This window comes from Mucilaginibacter segetis, assembly GCF_016522075.1.
Lineage (GTDB): Bacteria > Bacteroidota > Bacteroidia > Sphingobacteriales > Sphingobacteriaceae > Mucilaginibacter > Mucilaginibacter segetis.
Genome location: NZ_JAEHFW010000001.1, coordinates 28,605 through 49,025, shown reverse-complemented (window position 1 = coordinate 49,025; position 20,421 = coordinate 28,605). Strand labels below are relative to the sequence as shown.

Here is a 20,421-nt window from a genome sequence, read left to right as displayed (position 1 = left end):
AGTTATAATTATATTCCTAACTCTAAAAAATGCTGGCAATCTTATTCTGCATCATCCTGCTTGTTCTTTTAGTAAGCTGGGCAAAAGTTAATCCTTTCCTTGCGTTTCTTATTGTCTCCATAGCTGCGGGTTTATTATTAGGTATTCCTTTTACCAAGGTTACCAATGCCGTACAAAAGGGTATTGGCGATATATTAGGGCAACTGGTTATCATAATTGTGCTGGGAGCCATGCTGGGTAAATTGGTAGCTGTTAGCGGAGCTGCCCAAAAAATTGCCGAAACATTGGTAAAAGCATTTGGCGAAAAATACATACAATGGGCATTAGTTGCTGCAGGGTTTGTTATTGGCATTCCCTTATTTTACGGGATCGGTTTTGTACTTATGGTGCCGCTTATATTTTCGGTGGTTTACAAATATAAGTTACCGGCAGTTTACATTGGTTTACCAATGCTGGCATCTTTATCGGTAACACATGGTTTTTTGCCACCACATCCGTCGCCTACGGCACTTGTTACTATGTTTAATGCCAGTATGCCTGTGACCTTTATGTACGGTTTTATGATTGCCGTGCCGTCTATCATAATTGCTGGACCATTGTTCGCAAAAACTTTAAAAAATATAAAATCTGAACCTCTGGCTACTTTCAGGGCCGAGGAACTTCCGGAAGATAAACTTCCGGGTACTTTCAATAGCTTTTTTACAGCATTGCTACCCGTAATATTGTTAATGGTTACTGCGGCCATTGCCAATTTACCTATGCAGAACCCTACTTTATTAAAGTTAAACGCTTTCTTTGGCGATCCACCCATAGTAATGCTGATAGCACTTATTGTGGGCACTTATACACTGGGTATAAAGCAAGGCCATAACATGAGCAGTTTGACAAGCAGCTATACCGATGCTATAAAAGATATCGCCCTTGTTTTACTCATTATAGGTGGCTCAGGAGCTTTTAAGGAGGTTTTAACCATAAGTGGGGTAAGCGACCAGATAGCTACCCAACTACAACAAAACCTGCATTTGCATCCATTGGTGCTTGGCTGGCTTATAGCAGCCATCATCAGGATAAGTTTAGGATCAGCAACAGTTGCCGGTCTTACTGCGGCAGGTATTGTTGCCCCATTAGTTTTGCACGGTGATGTTAACCCTAATCTTATGGTGCTTTCTATTGGTGCAGGAAGTTTAGTTCTTTCGCATGTTAACGACTCTGGCTTTTGGTTATTTAAAGAATATTTTAACCTATCCATAAAGGATACTTTCCGCTCATGGTCGGTAATGGAAACTTTAGTGGCGTTTATTGGCTTGGGCGGTGTATTAATAATTAACGCATTTATTTAGCTTCGGGTTATGAAAAAGATTCCCTTTTTGGTTACCATTTACGCTTTATTCCTGTTAGGTAGCAACTTGCGTGCACAGGAAACCGGTGGCAATTACTTTACCTCATTTGATGGTACAAAAATATATTACGAAGTAAAAGGCGAGGGGTATCCGGTAATTTTAGTACACGGCTTTACCGGCACAAGCCAGGGATGGAAAACAGGACCCTTTTATAACGATCTGTTAAAGGAAGGATACCGGGTTATCATTATGGATCTGCGAGGTAACGGACGATCAGATAAACCACATACTGATGTTGCTTACGCCAACGACGCAGAAGCAAAAGACCTAATGGGTTTGGCAAGCAGTTTAGGGATAAAAGAATATGATGTAGTAGGCTATTCGCGGGGTTCTATTATCACCTCGCGCTTAATGGTGATGGATAAACGTATACACAAAGCGGTAATGGGTGGCATGGGTGCCGATTACACTAACCCAAACTGGCCACGCAGAATACATGCTTATAAAGCCTTAATGGGCGATACCACCTTGCATGATGTAGATGATATGATGGTTTGGATACACAAAAACAACTTCGATGATCTGGCTTTAGCGCTACAGCAAAAACATCAGCCGTCAACCAGTCACCGGGAATTGGCTAAAATAAAATTTCCGGTATTGCTTATTGATGGTACAGAAGATCATACAAACGGCGATGTTACCAATCTGCAAAAGCTGATACCCGGTTCAAAAATAGCATATGTGCCCGGCGATCATAACCAAGCGAGTAAAACACCGGAATTCTCGTCAGCCGTGATAGATTTTTTAAAATAACATGCTTATTAAACAGGAATGGTAAAATAAAATTCTGCGCCATTTCCTTTACTGCTATTTACTCCAATACTACCCTTGTGTAATTCAATAATTTCAGCAGAAAGATAAAGGCCTATACCAAAACCTGAAAAACCAATAGTACTTGCATCTTCCACCCGATAAAATCTTTCAAAAATATTTTGCTGATCCTTTATCTTAATACCTATTCCTTTATCTTTTACTAAAAGTTTAACATAATCCGATCCCATATCTAAAGAAATGTTGATATCAGTGGTTTTGGGTGAATATTTAATGGCATTATTTATAAAATTGTTTATCACACGGCCTATTTTTTCGCGATCGGCGTTTACATAAACAGGTTGCCGTGCTTCAAATATGATATGATGGCTTTGTGCTATCGGGAGGTTATCGGCAACTATTTCCTCTATTAAAGCATTCATATCGAATCGCTCACGAATAAGTTGCAGTTTACCTGTTTCCAATTTAGAGAGGTCTAAAAACCCGTAAATCAACTTAGTCATTTTATTGATCTGCTTCTCGGATTTCTGCAGTGCATTTAATAAAAATGTATCACCTGTGCTTCCTGCCTTAGCTAATAATAACTGTATGTAGGCTTTAAGCGAGGTTAGGGGTGTTTTTAGCTCATGACTGGCCATTGCAATAAAATCATTCTTTTTTATTTCATTGATCTTATTCTCGGTAATGTCCAGTACTGTGCCGATAAATCTTAACGGAACATCATTATCGTTAAATAACACCTTGCCTTTTGCCCTTATCCAGCGCAGTTTTTTATCATCAATACCTATTGTTCGGTACTCTACATCATATTCACCGTTACTCAACTCCTTATTAAAAGCCCTATTCACCGCATTATCAGTTTTCTCGCGGTCATCCGGGTGTAAGCCGGTTAAAAAGGTCTTATCGTAATTAACCGGTACTTCTGTTGTGATGCCGAACAATTCACGACAACGCTTATCCCATATCAAATTACGGTTAATGAGATCCATATCAAAAGTACCCAACTCTGCAGCCTGAGTAGCCAGGCGCAAATTTTCCTCGCTCTTTTGTAGTTTGTCTAATATTTGCTTTTGCTCGGTAATGTCAATTAATGTTCCCAGCATGCGTAATGGAACATGGTCTTCATTATATAAAACCTTACCCGTAGTACGTATCCAATGCAAGGTCCCGTCAGGCCATATTACCCGTGCCTCATAAAAATAAATCCCTGTTTGTAATGCTTTATCAAATGCCTTTATAATAACAGGAAGATCCTGAGGATGAATTATATTACGTAATTCTTGATGGCCGATTACCGCATTGCTTTTACGCCCGAATATTTCCGCAAGCCGGGGTGAATGAATAATATTTCCTGTTTGCAGATCAAGATCCCATGTCCCCAAGCCGGTAGCTTCGGCGGCCAGGCGCATGCGTTCTTCGGCATCTTCAGATTTCCGTCGCGAATTTACCTGATCAGTAACCTCGGTCGCTACCACCATTACTCCTGATATTTTACCAGCAGCATCTGTAACAGGCTGATATACAAAATTAAAATAACAGGTTTCGGTAATATGATTACGCACAAGGTAAACCATTGCCTCATGCCCTCTATGTGGTACACCTGTGTGATAAACATCATGCAGTAAGCTTATAAACGGCTGTCCCTTAAGTTCGGGGAGCGCATCTGCGAGGGGCTGATTGATAATGCGTTTGTCTTTGCCCCAAACTTCCAGCATTATGCCGTTAGCCGATTCAATGACAAGATCGTAACCGCGTAATAAACTCATGGCTACCGGGGCCTGAGCTATAATATCATTAAAACTTTGCTGATCAGCAACCTGAGACACCTTTTTTAATTTCACAAAATATTACTTGTGGCCTATAACAATATAATACAATTTTTAAAAATACGTATGCATTATTTAGTTGTAATAATATTAAATTTTTATATTATTTTTGAACAAAATAAATCCTGCATATACAGTATAAGCCCATCCTCACGTTAATAGATAATCAGATTTTTTACGCCATATATACCCCCTTGTTTCTTTAAGTTTTAATTATTTATGGTAAAGCGTATTTTAGTGTTAGACGATAATCAGGACATTCTTGAAATTGTGCATGAAACTCTTACTTATGAGAATTTTGAGGTAAAAAGTACCGGCGAAAGTAAGGATGTTATACCTCTGGTTGAAGAGTTTGACCCTGATCTGGTTATATTGGATTACCGCGTAGCAGGCACTAACGGCGGTGAACTATGCAGGGCTATTAAGGCTCATCCCAAATACGGCAATATACCTGTGATCATATTTTCAGCATATGTTAACCACACAGCTGATCTTATGGCCTATGGCTGCGATGCCATTATTACTAAACCTTTTGACTTGACGGAGCTTGTAGAAAAGGTAAATCATCTCATTAATTCATAATCAAAAAATTATTATAATAAAAAATGCCGCTCGGGGATATCCTGAGCGGCATTTGCATATATATTGATTGATTATTTTACTTCTTCGAAATCAACATCGGTAACATTATCAGCACCACCCTGCGCGGCATCACCTGCATCACCACCCGCTTCCGGTTGTGGCTGGCCTGCTTCTGCAGAAGCTTTGTACATATCTTCTGATGCTGCTGTCCATGCGGTATTTAATTCAGTTTGAGCTGTTTCAATATCGTCAAAGTTTTTAGCAGCATATGCGGCTTTTAATTTTTCCAATCCTGATTCGATAGGTGCCTTTTTATCAGCAGGGATCTTGTCACCATATTCTTTCAACTGTTTCTCGGTCGAGAAGATCAGGGCATCAGCACCATTCAGTTTTTCAACTTCTTCTTTAGCCTTCTTGTCTGCATCAGCGTTCGCTTCAGCTTCGTCCTTCATCTTTTTGATCTCGGCATCAGTTAAACCTGATGAAGCCTCGATACGGATTTTTTGTTCTTTACCGGTAGCTTTATCTTTCGCTGATACATGTAATATACCGTTAGCATCAATATCAAAGGTAACTTCTACCTGAGGCACACCGCGAGGTGCAGGTGGTATACCATCCAAGTGGAAACGACCTATGGTGCGGTTAGCTGATGCCATTGGACGCTCACCCTGTAATATATGTATCTCAACAGATGGCTGATTATCTGACGCGGTTGAGAATGTTTCAGATTTTTTGGTAGGAATTGTAGTGTTTGATTCTATCAGCTTGGTCATTACACCGCCCATAGTTTCGATACCTAATGATAACGGAGTAACATCTAATAATAACACATCCTTAACCTCACCGGTTAATACACCACCTTGTATAGCGGCACCTATGGCAACCACCTCATCAGGATTAACACCTTTTGAAGGAGCTTTACCAAAGAATTTTTGTACGGCATCCTGTATTGCAGGTATACGGGTTGAACCACCTACCAGGATGATCTCGTCAATATCCGAAGTGCTTAAACCTGCATTTTTCAATGCTGATTTACATGGCTCTATTGTACGTTTGATCAGGCTATCAGCCAACTGCTCAAATTTAGCACGGCTTAAAGTTTTAACCAGGTGCTTAGGCATACCATCATTAGCGGTAATGTAAGGCAGGTTAATTTCGGTTTGTGTTGAACTTGATAATTCGATCTTAGCTTTTTCAGCAGATTCTTTTAAACGTTGTAAAGCCATCGGGTCTTTACGCAGATCAACACCTTCATCAGCTTTAAACTCATCAGCTAACCAGTCAATAATTACCTGGTCAAAATCGTCACCACCTAAGTGTGTATCACCATCGGTTGATTTTACTTCGAAAACGCCATCGCCTAACTCCAGTACTGATACGTCATGCGTACCACCACCACAGTCAAACACTGCAATTTTCATATCCTTGTGTGCCTTGTCCAGGCCATAGGCAAGAGCAGCAGCAGTAGGTTCGTTAATTATACGGCGTACTTTTAAACCAGCAATTTCACCGGCTTCTTTAGTAGCCTGGCGCTGTGCATCATTAAAATAAGCCGGCACGGTAATAACCGCTTCGGTAACTTCTGTTCCTAAAAAGTCTTCGGCGGTTTTCTTCATTTTCTGAAGTATCATTGCCGAAATTTCCTGCGGAGTATATTTACGGTCGTCAATTTCAACACGTGGGGTGTTATTGTCGCCTTTTACCACTTTATAAGGTACACGTTCAACCTCTTTAGTAACCTCGTTAAACTGGTTACCCATAAAGCGTTTAATAGAAAAAATAGTTTTTGTGGGATTAGTGATAGCCTGGCGTTTTGCAGGATCACCTACTTTACGCTCGCCGTCTTTAACAAAAGCTACTACGGAAGGAGTAGTACGTTTACCTTCGCTGTTGGCTATAACTACAGGCTCGTTACCTTCCATTACTGAAACGCAAGAGTTTGTTGTTCCTAAGTCAATTCCAATTATTTTAGACATATTATGATTGATTTTTTATTAATTAATTTTGCTTACCACAACCTATTTAACAAGGGTTGTGCCAATATGCCTTTGGCAGAAAAATTAACCGCATGATGACAGGATGCATACCACTACGACAGTTCGGAATTACTTTGTGGTGACAGGTTGGCAGGATTTATGATATTACCATTGCGAATATTACAGCTTAATCTTACACTTGGACTTAAGCGGTTACTTTTATAAAATATCTCTTCGGTGCCGCTCATTCGAAATGACAGGTTGGGAGTTTTATCTTGCAGATGAGGTGCTGAAATAAATTCAGCATGACCAGGTGTATTTTTATCACAACAAGCCTGTCATCCTGAACTTGTTTCAGGAACCCACTATGTATTTACTTTTACGGATGATGTGATGTAAATATATCAGCATGACCACCAATATCAGGACAAGCTTTAGCTTAGCGGATCACCTCACCTTACGCCATTTCTATCCAATTTCCATCCCCTTTGATGATCTCTATTAATTCATCAAGGGCATTGGCAGAGGAAATATTTTTCTTCACTGCTTCTTTACCACGGTACAAGGTAACCTTATCCGGGCCGGAACCGACGTAGCCATAATCGGCGTCAGCCATTTCACCGGGACCATTTACAATACAACCCATGATGCCGATTTTTAATCCTTTCAAATGACTGGTTCTGCTGCGTATCATTTGTGTGGTTATCATCAGGTCAAAAAGTGTGCGCCCACAGCTTGGACAACTAATATATTCCGTTTTGGAGATACGTGAACGTGTAGCTTGTAAAATACCAAAGGCGGTAGAAGTAATAGCGGCGGTATTTACCTGTGGTGCGTCTATCCATATACCATCACCAAAACCATCAACCAACAGCGCCCCCATATCAGTAGCAGCGTAAAGTTGCAGGTGAGATGTAACATCTTCCGACTTGCCGACTTCTAGACTTCCCGACTCAAAAGTATAATTGCGCTTCACAATCACCGGAACTTCAAGTCCTATTTCCTGTAGCTTTAAGAAGAAAGCGCGCTGATCAGCCATGCCATGCAACTCCTCGGTCTCCAGCACAAATACCAGCGAGTTATCTAAAGGTATCGATCCGAATGCATCCGCATTTATATCCGCATTTTTAACCCTAACTAAATTTAATGCGGAGGTACGGTCGGCAGCATTTATATATTCATCTAAAGTAAATACCGGGTGGCAAAGTGTTTTGTCGGCCAGTTTTTGCCAGGTAGTGTAATTATACAGTTGCTTTAGGTTGCCAGGTAAGTTAAACGAGGGTAATTTATCACCGAGGTATACAAAATCAACCGATTGCTCGGCCATACTGTATTTATCCAACACCGGCGAGTACAGGTAACCGGCGGCATTTAGTATAGCAGGGTCTTTTAAATTGGCAGCAGAAATATCAACCACTACGCGCGGTACCATGTGCCCGCCTATAAAAGCATTAGCTTCGTAAGTATCGCGTTTTTTGTATTCGTAAGGGGAATGAGCGGAAGGACTAAAACTGAAAGCTGAAAGCTCATTTTCAGTCACCTGCTGTTTTTCATTTGCTGCTTTTCGCTTTGAATAACGGTTAACCAGCGCGATAGCAACTGGCGCTTCGGCTTCGGGTTCTTCGGTAAGAGATACCCGTACCGTATCACCCAGCCCGTCTTCTAAAAGGGTTCCTATGCCTACGGCAGATTTAATTCGCCCGTCTTCGCCATCGCCTGCCTCGGTAACACCTAAATGCAATGGGTAATTCATACCCTCGGCTACCATGGTTTGTACAAGCAAACGATAAGCCTGCACCATTACCTGCGGATTGCTCGATTTCATGGAGATAACCAACTGGTAATAATTAAGTGCTTCACACATACGGATGAATTCCATTGCGCTCTCTACCATGCCTTGCGGGGTATCACCATAGCGGCTCATGATACGATCGCTAAGCGAGCCATGATTAGTGCCTATACGCATGGCCGTGCCATACTCTTTACAAATATTTACCAGCGGCGTAAATTTTTTATAAATACGATCCAGTTCGCCCTGGTACTCCGCATCCGTATAATCTATCTGGTCAAACTTCTTTTTATCGGCATAATTACCGGGGTTAACACGTACTTTCTCTACAATACGGGCGGCAACTTCAGCAGCATTTGGTGTAAAGTGAATATCGGCAACCAGGGGAACATTACATCCACGCAGGCGCAACTGCTTTTTAATCTCGGCCAGATTATTGGCTTCTTTTATACTGGGCGCTGTAATACGTACATATTCGCATCCTGCATTTACCATGCGTATGGTTTGCTCCACCGTTCCAATGGTATCCATTGTATCGGTGGTGGTCATGCTTTGTATGCGTATTGGGTTATTGCCACCCATTGGTACATCACCAATTGCTACCTCGCGGGTTACAAAACGGGAGTAATGGGTTAAGGAGTTACAATATTGACCCGAAAGAGACTTTACAGCATCAGCATTCATGCACGGATGAGATTAATAAGCTGCAAAAATACGAAAAACTTTATTGTATGACTAAATTGTTACCTCTGCAAAAAAACACTTTAGCTTATTAATTTGCTATATTAGGAGTAACTAATTTAACCCGATGAAGAGATATTTTTATGTACTGATATCCTTGATTTTTATTTTCTCCTGCAAAAGCAATACAGATCAAAATGATCAGGATTCCGTTGCGGTCAACTCCCGGCCACTCAATGAAACGCCCGATCTGATACAGCAATTTAAGCCGGTAATACAAGGTGTTTGGGTTAAAAAAGATTATATCAAAAAACTCATCCGAAGAAAATCGCCTTTAGATGCCATGCCTTTAGCCACAGGTATTACCACTTTTTATATTGATACCGACAAACTTAAAGGTGATAGTATTATAGTTCCTGTGGGATGGGGGAATCATGAGGGAGGCTCATTATCACTTAAATTTGTATCCGGAAAGGAAATGCCCAGCATAATGCTTGGTGACAACGAATTAAGTTACACCATAAAAAACAACGATACTACACTCATTATTAACCATTACGATGCTAAAACACAGGAAACAATTACAGAAAAGTACACCAAAGCGTTAAACAAGCAGCCCGATGATGAGTTGGGTTACGGACTGAATAATATGATCAACGGAATTATATGCGGCACCTATGCTGTAACAGATAATACCGGCAGACAATTTAATGTAGTATTCGGCAATAATGGTAAAGTATCGGGATTTGGAGGGGTTGATTCCTTTTTTATAGCTAATGACCTGGGCATGGAGCCGATGAGCAATCTGGATGAGATCGCTTTTCTGTCGAACGGAAAAGCACAAAAGTCTTACACCTTTACCATTAAAGGCAGAAAACTAAACCTTTATGAAACCAAACCCAACGCTGATTCCACAAAACTGATTGCCGGTAGACTGGCATATGCACTAAGAAGAATCAGATAAAGTTTTACTTCTCAATTTGCTTAATTACCGCTATCAGGTCCTCATCACCAAATTGCGGTTCGGCGGCCTCAAAGGTCGCTAATGTTGTTTTACCCATTGGTGTATCTAAGCCTATATCTTTAGCCAGTTTAAGATCCTTTAAAATGTTTTTAAGCGTGAATGCGGGCTTAAAATTGTTATTTAATATAGCATCACCTTTTATTTTCATGAACGGGTTACCTAAAGCACCATTATTAAGCAGGGTTAGCAATGTTTCCGTTTCAATTCCATTTTTTTTTGCTAACAGAACCGCTTCGGCCAGTCCTTGCGTATGAAAGCTAAGTAAGGTATTAATCGCCAGCTTGGCCGTATTGCCGGCACCAGATGCCCCAACATAAGTAGCCATTTTGCCCATCCTTAAAAGGATGGGTTCTACTTTTTTAAATTCGGCTTCATCCCCGCCTATCATTATCACCAACTGCCCGGTTTCGGCTTGCTTAACACTGCCTGATACGGGGGCATCTAAATAAACATTGCCCTGTTCTTTACATAAATCAGCTATTTTTTTACTAATAGCAGGCGATACAGTACTCATGTTTATAATGACCTTACCGCGTGCCTCAACGTTTAACAAACCGCCATCACCACTAAAAACCCCCTCTATCGCTTTATCATCAGTAACCATAATGATCACAACATCCGCTCTTTGTAAAAGCTCTCCGGGTGTTGCTGCTATTTCAGCGCCATCGTTTTTAAGAGCTTCTTCCTTTTCTTTACTGCGATTATATACTATTAACGTATAACCAGCCTTTATCAATTGCTGCGACATTGGAACCCCCATAGTTCCCAAACCTATCCAACCTATTTTTGTAGTGTTCATATTATGCTAATTTTGATATGCTAAATAAAAAAGAATAAAATCCGGCATTTGTTTATCCAAATACAGAATATGGATTATAAATGATAATAGGTTTACCCAATTACATTTTTCTCGAAATAGGGCTTTATTAAGATATTAATGAACCGTTTTAAATGGGTTTCGTTCATGAAAACATTCGACCAGTTATCAAATCGCTGGCATTGCACCCCCAGGTAAAAAAAGTAAATACTTACGCCAAGCATGGCCAGCATTCGTTTTTCTTCCGCATTTATGGGCGTGATGGATTCATATCCTTTTAAGAAGCTATCGAGCTTTTGCATGCGTTCAGTTTCGTCCTTCTCCGTGCTGTGTAATTGCAAAATGTAATAAGCGATATCATTACAAAGCCAGCCGTTGCCACAAAAATCGAAGTCGAAAATAGTGATTCGACCATCTTCAGTAATATTAAGGTTATCAAACCATATATCCATGTGAACGGCCCCTTTGCGCAATTTACTTTTATCCGCTTTCTCCAACTCTTCCAATAAATAGTTTTGGATGGATAACATCCAGGTCATTTCCTCAGATTCGGCAGGTAAAAATTTATCCAGATGCTCAAAAGGCGCTATTAACAACACATCGGGTGCATAGGTAATTCGTTCCAGATCCATATTCTGGGTAAGCTGATGGATGCGGGCCATTGTTTCGCCCACAGTGTAATGAAGCTCAGCAGGAAAATTTAACAGCTTATCTCCATTAGCATAGGAAAAAAGCACCCCGAAACGTACGCCTTCAGGTGCAGGTAATTCCTGAATATATTTCCCTTTGTCATCCTTTAAGGGATACGAAACCGAGATCCCTTTCTCTTGCAATAAATTTAAAAGCCGCAGCTCCTCTTCAATTTCTGCACGTGTGCGCCAATTTAAGCTGTATACCCTGAATACGTATTTGCTTTCGCCGTTATTTATTAAATAACTATGGTTAATACCTGCCTTTAAAAGCTTACATGTAGTACCTGCAGATAAGTGATATGTATCCTGAACGTAATCAGCAAGGTGGCGAGGGGAAAGAGTTGAGGTTACCACAGGAAATGGTTTCATAAGGCAGGGATTTTTAAAGAGGTACAAATAAACAAAAACGCCATTGCTTTAGGGCAATGACGTTCATAAAAAAATTATAGCTTAACTTATACCGCGTCTGATAAGGAGCTAAAGGTAAAGTCGCGTATTTTCATTGGTGGTATCAGGTAACTGCGGTAGCTTTCCACACTAATGCTGCGCTCCTGTTTTCCCAGGGCTTCCAGGTTATTCAGCATGATGATAGGGCTTTCGTTAAACCTGAAATTCTTCACCGGGAACTTAATCTTTCCGTTCTCTATATAAAAAGTACCATCTCGGGTTAGGCCGGTAAGTAATAAAGACTGTGGGTCAACCATACGGATGTACCATAACCTGGAAACCAAAATCCCTCTTTCTGTGCTTTTTATCAGATCCTCTATAGTAGCGTCTCCACCTTCCATAATAATATTACCGGGGCCTGGCAGTGGTTTTACACCCTTTTTTTCGGCCCAATAACGGGAGTATGATAAATTCTTCACCACCCCCTTATCAATCCACATTGTTTTTTCACGTGGCAGTCCGTCACCTGTCCAGGTTGATGATGGCAGATCAGGGTTGAATGGGTCAGAATAGATAGTTACTTTAGGGTCAACAAGTTGTTCACCTAAACGTGTACCGCCACCTTTTTTACTTAAAAAGCTACGACCTTCTTCGGCACTGCGCGCATCAAAACGAAACATATTCTCCAACATGTAAGTTGCTGCAACAGGCTCTAATATTACGGTGTACTTACCCGGCTCTATGGCCCTTGCACCTAACGAACCATTGGCTTTTGAGGCCGCGATTTTTGTTGCGGTGTACGTATCAAGCTTTGAAACATCTGTATAACCACGCGCTGCATAGCCCGAGGCGGTGCCTGCTTCGTTACGGGTAGTAACCGAAAAAGTAACATCGCTGCTTTTGTTATAGGCAAACAATCCTTTTGAATTCATTACGGCGCTAAACCCGGTTGAATTTTCAAGATAGCCCGCTGCGTTAAGGTTAGCTGCTTTAGTAACCTCCAAACTTTTACCTACCATTTCGGCGCGGCTTGAGGGGGTCATGGCAGCGGTGTTGGCATTATAGGTAATAGATTCCGGAAAATCACTCGGGCCAAGCATTGGCATGTATTCCGGATTTTCGGGAGCAAGCTGTGCCAATTCTTCTGAACGGCGAACCACACGTTCCAGAGCGGCATCATCAAACTCGTCAATAGTTGCAGTTCCTGCTTTTTTACCATAAACCGATGTTACCGCCAAACCCACAGTACTTACATCGCCCGCTGTAGAAACAGCGTTTAAAGCATAACGAATATTACCGCCTTCACTGCCACCCAAACTTACTTCGCACTCTTCTGCTTTTGAATAACTGAGCACCTTCTTTAATAAAGCCTGTGCATCTTCTTTAGTATATATAGGCATATCTATCCGATCTTTCTTTTTGTGTTAATTACATTAACTCCGTTAAACCTTGTGGTTGATGAACCGTGTGACACCGCGCTCGATTGGCTTGGCTGACCTTTACCATCATTAAATGAACCGCCTAAACGATAATCGCGGTCATCACATACCTGCACACATGAATTCCAGAACTCCTGGGTATTTGCCTGATAAGCTACATCATTTAGCATACCAGCTATTTTACCGTCTTTTATCTCATAAAACAGTTGTCCGCCAAACTGGAAGTTATAACGTTGCTGATCAATTGAAAATGAGCCGTCGCCAACGATATATATTCCCTTTTCAACATTTTTGATCATATCATCAACGCTTAATTGAGCTTTTCCCGGTTGTAATGAAACATTAGGCATCCGCTGGAACTGTACATCCTGCCAGCTTTGCGCATAGCAACAACCTTGTGACTCATTCAGCCCGATAATATGCGCCTGATCGCGTATGGCCTGATAATTCACCAGGATACCATCCTTGATTATATCCCATTTTTTACATTTTACGCCTTCGTCATCATATCCCACGGCACCTAATGAACCTACCTGTGTTTTATCGCCTACAATATTGACATTTTTGCTGCCGAAATGAAAATCTCCGGATTTCCATTTATCTAAAGTTAAAAAGCTGGTACCGGCAAAGTTAGCCTCATAACCTAATACCCGGTCAAGTTCGGTTGGGTGACCAACAGATTCGTGAATGGTTAACCATAAATGGCTTGGATCAAGCACCAAGTCGTATTTACCCGGTTCAACAGATTTGGCCGATAATTTTTCACCGGCCTGCTTGGTGGCAAACTTAATATCCTCCAGCATATTATATCGCTTTTTATAACGCGGGGTAATACCTTGTATGGTTTCCGAAGCTAATGGAGTTAAATATTCATAGCCCATGCCAACCGGAGCGCTTAAAGAGCGCCTGCTTTCAAAAGCTCCTTTAGCTGAATCAATTTTGGTAACATTAAATGTAGGGTACAAACGATGCACATCCTGATCGATATAAGAACCGTCGGTTGACGCGAAGTATTTTTGCTCATTCACCGCGAACAGTAAAGAGTTCACAAAGTTGGCGCCACCTTCCATTGCCGCAGCATTAGCGGATAACAGCAGATCTACCTTTTCTTTAATAGGCACCTCAAAAGCATTCTTTTCTATAGGGGTTTTCCAGCTTACCTCTCCGTAACCTTTCTGCGGTGCCAGTTGTACCGGCGCGCCGCCTATTTTAGCGTTTGCCTTTGCTACTGCGACCGCGCGTTTAGCGGTTTTGGCAATACCCTCTTTGGTTACCTCGTTTGTGGCGGCAAATCCCCAGCATCCGTTGGCTATAACGCGTATACCTACACCGTATGATTCTGTATTGGCTACGTTAAGCACCCGGTTCTCGCGGGTAATTACAAACTGGTTAAGATAGCGCCCTATGCGTACATCCGCATAACTGGCTCCATCGGCCTTAGCCGCATTAAGCCCTGCATCCGCCAGTTCTTTCTTGATGCGCGGGTCTACCGTTTCCAGCGCCTGCATCGGATCAATGCTTTTGCCCAGGCCGGACAGGCTTGGAAGCATCATAGCTCCTGCGCCAATACCCGATAAATAAATAAAGTCTCTTCTTCTCAAAGTTTTTCCTCCAATATGTTTAATCAATTTCCTAAAAAGGGTAATAGTATACTATGAAATCTTATGCTCTATCCACAAAAATGTACATGCTGCCAGCAGCAGGATATAAAAATATATTTTCGGCACTTCAATCCGAACTTTTTGCTGTATCTGTTTTGTTACAATACCCTTATTTTCCTTATTAAGGATATATTTCTGCGTAGCGTTAATTTTATGTTCCGCCTGCACACCTTTCCAGTTATTTTCGCCTTGCACATACAGCAATTTTTCTGTCTTGCTTTGGGTTATACTATGCCATCCGCTTTGCAAAGGGCCGTATTGATAATTCCACTCAAAAGGTACGGTTAAATTTTGCTGTAACGAAACAATTTCTCCATCAATAATAACTAAGGGAAGGGTGTTACTTTTAAAAGTTAAAGGAATGGTGTGGGATGCGAAAGCCATTCCGGCATTCAATACCCCGTCAAAGGTATCACTATTTTTTTTGGCTGCCTTGCTGATCAAGGCAGACCAAAAAGCGGCATAATCCTGCTGAGATCCGGCCAGCATCCAGCTAAAAGTATTGTTAAGGGTAGTAAATACAATTTTTCCTGCTCCGGCAAGCGTACTGCTTGCCAGTATTTGATTTTGCATATTGCTTACCAAAGGCTGTGTGCCGGTATCATAACCAATATAAGCTCTATTACTGCTTAGTTTACCGGAATTACTTTTTTTGCCACCGATGATCAATGCAGCAGGATCAGGTGCTTTACCGGAAGGCTTATTTACCGGAAAATGCTTTTGCAACCACGAGGCTTTACCGGCGCTATCCGCTTTTACAATAACACCCAACCCATTGCTGTTAACCTCCTGTTTAAGGGCATTATCTTCGGCATTGCTTAATGCGGTAAAAACCGAAAGATCGCCGATTACCACATCAAACTTTCGTAAAAGCGATGCTGATAACCGGGACAATGGCAAACGCGCCATATTTATATATTCGCTGTTGTATTTATCCTTACTGATAGCTGAACGTGTGGCTACCGCATAACCTTTGCCCCCTAACCAGTTCTTTAAAAATTTTGTCTCAAAATCAGGTGAAGCCGAAATTATTAAAATGTTTAAGGGTTTGGCGGATTTTACCTGTACAGGAGCATCGCCCAGCATGGTGGTGTCAGCACCTTCAATTGCCCATAAAGAATAGACTTCCCACCCTGTGATTTTAGGGAGCGCGGTTAAAGTAAAATCGGCCTCTGTGTTGGGTTTGATAATAACCGAATCTGCAACAGTTCCTGATCCCTTTAAAATCAATTTTATCTTACGGGCTGATGAATTATTGTATTTTCCCTGTAAAATAAGTTCTTCGCCTTCGGTTAACCGATTGTTCCAACTGATATTAGTTACCCCTTGCGGCAATTTGGATGGATGGAAAGTAAACGGTATTTCATTTAATTGGAAAAGCTCATCTTCACTTAATCCATAGCCAAAAACGTGAAGTTTCCCGTTTTTAGTTAACGCATGCAAAGTATCCGGCGTATAAATGAGCGAAGCTTTAGGGTAAGCTTTTTTTACAGCATCATCAAGAGTAAAAATACCTGCATTTTTATATTCCTTTAAGCTATCAGCATTAAATCCGTCGGTTAATAATATAGAATGCCGATCATTTTCGGTTTTATAAGTTTCATAACCCAACGGCAGAATTATACAGGCTAAGGCCAACAATGCCAGCAAAACCGCAACAATACGCAAGTATAAGCGGGAACGGTTAGCTCTCCGGCATTCCATCCACACAAGCAATGCAGCCAGCACAAGGCAAATAATAATAACGATATGGTTCCAGCTACCCTGCATTAACGATTATTTTGTTTAAGGTTTTGATAGTATCTTGTTGATAATCCCATATCCGCCGACCCACCTTCTGCATTTGGCGATATTTTAGGATCGTTCAGCGTTTTTTGGATAGCCCGTTCTACCAAATCAATGTCCTTGCGCTGAATACCATTACTAACCGACAATATTCTGCGCATAGCTCGCAAAGCAGGCAGGTAAATACCCGGCTGCGCAGATGCCTTAACACTTAATTGTTGATTAGCCAGGTGCAGCGTTTTAATATGGTCGCTGTTTAATACTGGGCTAAGTTTAAGCTGCTCCAAAACATTTACAGCATTTTTTAGTATTGCAAATTTATCTTCGGCGGGCTTTATGTCGCGGCTGTTTACAGGCTGTGTAATTTTATCCAGTTCACCGCTTAAGCGTTTTTCCAATTTCAACGGCGGCGGGTTATATGATGTTTTTGCCACATACGATCTTGATTTTTGCTGCAGGTCTTTTAACAACCGCAACGCTTTATAAGCAAATGGCAGCGCAGCTTGTGGCTTGTATAACCGGAGTTGCAGTTCCGCTTTCCACATTTCTGTAAGGGTTGCTTTTAATTGTTTTTTTACAGCAGGTTCAAAAAACTGAGCATCTTCGGCTTTGTCGTGGTCATCTGTATAGGCTTTTAATATTTTTTCGGCATTGCTGAAATTCTCCGGTTCCGATAATTCATCGGAACCACCGGCACCTTCCATTGTCTCGTTTTCTTCACCTAAAAATTTGCCGTAGCGCAGGCGCAGTAATTTTTGATCGGTAGCCAGGTCGTTACTCCGTTTATTGAATTTCTCGGCATTTAGGGTATCTTTTTCTTTGATGAGTTTTTCCGCGTCAATAATTATCTGGCGCTCACTCCTGAAAAACTCCGGCTTAATATCAGCTCCGGTTAAAATACCATCCATACTTAAGAGTTCAGAGGTATCTTGTATAGTTACAGTATAAACATCGGTACGGCTCAATTGCTGATAGGTATCTTTAGCCTGTATATAAAAATAAAGCTCATCGCCAGGTTCCATGCTCAACTGTGGCAGGTCTATTAGCTTCTGAAGGTTATATTGAGACTTAAGTGCATTAAATGTTTCCGGGAATTTAAGCCGGTATTCCTTAAACTGAACACCCTCACCCTGCCCTTTCGCAACCGTTGCCATTATCCAGGCGTCGGCAACACCATAATCATCCGTAATATTAGTATTAATATTAACCCGTTGCAATTCCCCGGCATCAATGTAAGTGTACTGTTTGGGAGTTTTAATATGGATAACAGGCGCCTCATCCGGAATCACCTCTATCTGGTACAGGTCGGACAACTTGCCATCAATACTTACCTGATAAAATCCTGATCTGTTGATGCTATCTTCAGCTTTCCAAGATGTGCCTGCATCTGCATTGGCCAAGGATACCTTCTTCTTATCATTAAATATAAGGAACGCCCCTTTTATGGGAATATTGGTTTTTATATTCCATTTAATTGTCGCGCCCTGCTCGGCTGTAAAATTAAACCTGTCCTGCATATGGCGTGTTTTATGGGTATACGCCGGAGGGGTTATGGTTAACTCCACACCCTTTATTTGAGGCAATACCCTTTCGGGCGGCAAGGCTGTTTTGACAATTGTGTTGGCAACTGTAAATCGGTTCATCTGTTTATGGTGATACCATTTTGCCATTATTAACACACTAAAAACAGCTAAGAGCATCAATAGTGATGATCTTAAAAGGCGCTTAGTAAAATAACCATAGCCGATTTGCAACTGGGTTAGGGTAGTTTCGGTATGGGATAATGCCAATGTTTGTAAAACATTCAACTCATCAACAGGTAATAATAGCAAGCCAGCGCTTTCCTTTAATTCCGGATATTTCTTATTCAGGTAGCTGCAAATATTTTGGTTGCTTACGAGCCAGGGTTTATGTATAGCTAATAATATTGATAAGACGGCAATAAAACCCAAAGTGCCCGTTAAAACAGGCGAAGGGGTAAAATTGATAAATAGTCCGCCAAACAGAGTACCGATAGCGGCGGCCAGTACAACATCAGCCAGCACCTGAAAAATGAGGTATCGCCGACGCAGACTATAAATGATATGTAATGCGCTTTTATCAGCCATTTTGCAACATATTTTTTTTGGCGGCTATTATGCGTTCGGTAACAAAAAGTGCTATTGCCAGTAACCAAAAAGATTTGGATAAGTCTGTTTCTTGAATATGTGCAACAGTAATATCAGCATGTCGTTCTTTTATCCTGATCGGTTGGATCTGCTGGTCACTTAATATACGTTGATCATATAAGGGCATTGGATCCTCGTTCATCAGCTTCAGCATAATTTCCGGAAACTGTGCGCTCCATACCAAATCATTCCATGAAGGGTTAAACCGGCTGTAAAAGAGATAGACATTTCGGCCTTGCACTTGTTGCTTACTTAAAACCGGTTTGCCAAAACCATCTTGCCATAAGGCTTCGGTTTTCTGCTTAGCGGTTATGAGTTTATACAAGGGTATATGCTCATCATTACTTACCTGTATCCACGAGGAAGTGTTAAGCACTTTACCTTTCTCATATTCAAAAACATTCGCAGCTGCTGATAATGTCACCTTATTTATTGGCTCATCTGATAACCAAAACAGCCAGTCGGCTTTAGGTAATTGCGCTTGATTGTTATATATTTTTATTGCTGCTCTGCGCCCTTTAAAATTTGCAATCGCCTTTAAAGCGGCCACAAGATAATCCGCGTCTGTCGTATTTTTACCGGGATAGACGGCCATTCGCAGCGTTGAAGTATCAACCAAAACGGCTGGCTGGTCTGAATTTTTTAATTGAATAAGTGGTTGCCCATTTTTTACAGTAAGTTCCACACCGGAGTTACCGGCGGCGTCACTTTTAACTTTTTGTGTAGTAAAGTAAGTCCCAGATGGAGTGCTTTCACCTTCATTAAAACTAATAGAACCGCTATCATTCATCCATGCATCGGCTATCCATTTTTTTACAGAGTCGGGGGCAGTGTAAGTTTGCCAATGAATATCCAACCCTACCATTGGCTTACTTCCTTTAAAATGTTTTAATCTATTGGAAGTAAAAACATACACCGGCATATTTAATAAAGATGCTGCGTCAACTTTCTTTATTAAGCTCCAGTAATTACCATCAGACGAAACGCCGGCCGTATCTTTTAAACTGTTAGTATCAGCCAATATTTGCGACAGATCACCACGATTGAAATCTTTATTTAAATAATGGAATTCATATCCTGCTTTGGTAAGCGAATCAATAGTCGATTTAAATTGTTGATAGACCTGGCTTATCTCCATCCGCGGAATAAGTATCCACCCTTTACTTTTATTTGTTGATTTAAGATATTGCCATACCGGGGTAGCCAGTAATATGGCAATAAAAGTCAACAGCAGGCAACGACATATCAGCAACAATATATCCAGTAATTTAAAACTACGGCTGCTGGCTTTTGACGCCTGAGTAATAAGCGCAATGCTTCCTACTTTTAAAGTTTTGCCCTGCCTTATGTTCCACAGATGTATGGCCACCGGTATACTTAAAGCGGCAATTCCTAAAAACCATATAGGGTTTAAAAACTGCAT

At 41.2% G+C, this 20,421-nt stretch carries 14 protein-coding genes; 4 read left to right on the top strand and 10 right to left on the bottom strand.

The features are described from left to right. Window positions 1-29: 29 nt before the first annotated feature. Window positions 30-1,340, top strand: coding sequence for a gluconate:H+ symporter (locus I5M19_RS00200; RefSeq protein ID WP_200062873.1), 1,311 nt, complete (start codon window positions 30-32; stop codon window positions 1,338-1,340). Window positions 1,341-1,349: 9 nt separating this feature from the next. Next, window positions 1,350-2,153: an alpha/beta fold hydrolase gene (locus I5M19_RS00195; protein WP_200062872.1), complete on the top strand. Its 804-nt coding sequence runs from the start codon at window positions 1,350-1,352 to the stop codon at window positions 2,151-2,153. 8 nt (window positions 2,154-2,161) lie between these two features. On the opposite strand, the gene I5M19_RS00190 is transcribed toward I5M19_RS00195, so the two are convergent. After that, window positions 2,162-4,012 (bottom strand): PAS domain-containing protein, encoded by a 1,851-nt coding sequence (locus I5M19_RS00190; protein WP_200062871.1) that lies wholly within the window; start codon window positions 4,010-4,012, stop codon window positions 2,162-2,164. Between the two features lie 204 nt (window positions 4,013-4,216). Here I5M19_RS00190 and I5M19_RS00185 point away from each other — a divergent pair, with 204 nt between their 5' ends. Beyond that, the gene (locus tag I5M19_RS00185) at window positions 4,217-4,579 is read left to right on the top strand and encodes a response regulator (RefSeq protein WP_200062870.1); all 363 of its coding nucleotides are present in this window, start codon (window positions 4,217-4,219) and stop codon (window positions 4,577-4,579) included. Between the two features lie 71 nt (window positions 4,580-4,650). Here I5M19_RS00185 and dnaK read toward each other — a convergent pair whose 3' ends face one another. Together dnaK and ispG are read right to left on the bottom strand one after the other, a co-directional pair. Further along, the gene (gene dnaK, locus I5M19_RS00180; RefSeq protein WP_200062869.1) at window positions 4,651-6,555 is read right to left on the bottom strand and encodes a molecular chaperone DnaK; all 1,905 of its coding nucleotides are present in this window, start codon (window positions 6,553-6,555) and stop codon (window positions 4,651-4,653) included. A 457-nt stretch (window positions 6,556-7,012) separates the two neighbouring features. Continuing rightward, the gene (gene ispG, locus I5M19_RS00175; protein WP_200062868.1) at window positions 7,013-9,028 is read right to left on the bottom strand and encodes a (E)-4-hydroxy-3-methylbut-2-enyl-diphosphate synthase; all 2,016 of its coding nucleotides are present in this window, start codon (window positions 9,026-9,028) and stop codon (window positions 7,013-7,015) included. Between the two features lie 124 nt (window positions 9,029-9,152). On the opposite strand from ispG, the gene I5M19_RS00170 reads away from it, so the two are divergent. After that, window positions 9,153-9,989, top strand: a complete 837-nt coding sequence (locus I5M19_RS00170; protein ID WP_200062865.1) for a hypothetical protein — start codon at window positions 9,153-9,155, stop codon at window positions 9,987-9,989. Between the two features lie 4 nt (window positions 9,990-9,993). On the opposite strand, the gene I5M19_RS00165 is transcribed toward I5M19_RS00170, so the two are convergent. The 7 genes from I5M19_RS00165 to I5M19_RS00135 form a co-directional block, all read right to left on the bottom strand. Continuing rightward, the gene (locus I5M19_RS00165) at window positions 9,994-10,848 is read right to left on the bottom strand and encodes an NAD(P)-dependent oxidoreductase (protein ID WP_200062861.1); all 855 of its coding nucleotides are present in this window, start codon (window positions 10,846-10,848) and stop codon (window positions 9,994-9,996) included. A 92-nt stretch (window positions 10,849-10,940) separates the two neighbouring features. Then, on the bottom strand, window positions 10,941-11,927 hold the full coding sequence (locus I5M19_RS00160; protein WP_200062860.1) for a phosphotransferase enzyme family protein: 987 nt from the start codon (window positions 11,925-11,927) through the stop codon (window positions 10,941-10,943). A gap of 86 nt (window positions 11,928-12,013) precedes the next feature. Further along, window positions 12,014-13,345, bottom strand: a complete 1,332-nt coding sequence (locus I5M19_RS00155) for a TldD/PmbA family protein (protein WP_200062857.1) — start codon at window positions 13,343-13,345, stop codon at window positions 12,014-12,016. A gap of 2 nt (window positions 13,346-13,347) precedes the next feature. Next, the gene (locus I5M19_RS00150) at window positions 13,348-14,985 is read right to left on the bottom strand and encodes a TldD/PmbA family protein (RefSeq protein WP_200062855.1); all 1,638 of its coding nucleotides are present in this window, start codon (window positions 14,983-14,985) and stop codon (window positions 13,348-13,350) included. A 51-nt stretch (window positions 14,986-15,036) separates the two neighbouring features. Next, window positions 15,037-16,815, bottom strand: a complete 1,779-nt coding sequence (locus tag I5M19_RS00145) for a hypothetical protein (RefSeq protein ID WP_200062852.1) — start codon at window positions 16,813-16,815, stop codon at window positions 15,037-15,039. Then, window positions 16,815-18,938 carry a DUF4175 family protein gene (locus tag I5M19_RS00140; RefSeq protein WP_200062849.1) on the bottom strand — a complete coding sequence of 708 codons (2,124 nt, stop codon included), beginning with the start codon at window positions 18,936-18,938 and terminating at the stop codon, window positions 16,815-16,817. The genes I5M19_RS00145 and I5M19_RS00140 overlap by 1 nt, the downstream gene beginning before the upstream one ends. Next, window positions 18,931-20,421 (bottom strand): BatA domain-containing protein, encoded by a 1,491-nt coding sequence (locus I5M19_RS00135; protein WP_200062846.1) that lies wholly within the window; start codon window positions 20,419-20,421, stop codon window positions 18,931-18,933. The genes I5M19_RS00140 and I5M19_RS00135 overlap by 8 nt, the downstream gene beginning before the upstream one ends.

Bases quoted from the DNA above. Each gene is read 5' to 3' on its own strand.
- I5M19_RS00185 (WP_200062870.1), top strand. From the start codon at position 4,217: ATGGTAAAGCGTATTTTAGTGTTAGACGATAATCAGGACATTCTTGAA.
- I5M19_RS00165 (WP_200062861.1), bottom strand. From the start codon at position 10,848: ATGAACACTACAAAAATAGGTTGGATAGGTTTGGGAACTATGGGGGTT.
- I5M19_RS00145 (WP_200062852.1), bottom strand. From the start codon at position 16,815: ATGCAGGGTAGCTGGAACCATATCGTTATTATTATTTGCCTTGTGCTG.
- I5M19_RS00160 (WP_200062860.1), bottom strand. From the start codon at position 11,927: ATGAAACCATTTCCTGTGGTAACCTCAACTCTTTCCCCTCGCCACCTT.
- I5M19_RS00195 (WP_200062872.1), top strand. From the start codon at position 1,350: ATGAAAAAGATTCCCTTTTTGGTTACCATTTACGCTTTATTCCTGTTA.
- ispG (WP_200062868.1), bottom strand. From the start codon at position 9,028: ATGAATGCTGATGCTGTAAAGTCTCTTTCGGGTCAATATTGTAACTCC.
- I5M19_RS00140 (WP_200062849.1), bottom strand. From the start codon at position 18,938: ATGGCTGATAAAAGCGCATTACATATCATTTATAGTCTGCGTCGGCGA.
- I5M19_RS00200 (WP_200062873.1), top strand. From the start codon at position 30: ATGCTGGCAATCTTATTCTGCATCATCCTGCTTGTTCTTTTAGTAAGC.
- dnaK (WP_200062869.1), bottom strand. From the start codon at position 6,555: ATGTCTAAAATAATTGGAATTGACTTAGGAACAACAAACTCTTGCGTT.
- I5M19_RS00135 (WP_200062846.1), bottom strand. From the start codon at position 20,421: ATGCAGTTTTTAAACCCTATATGGTTTTTAGGAATTGCCGCTTTAAGT.
- I5M19_RS00155 (WP_200062857.1), bottom strand. From the start codon at position 13,345: ATGCCTATATATACTAAAGAAGATGCACAGGCTTTATTAAAGAAGGTG.
- I5M19_RS00170 (WP_200062865.1), top strand. From the start codon at position 9,153: ATGAAGAGATATTTTTATGTACTGATATCCTTGATTTTTATTTTCTCC.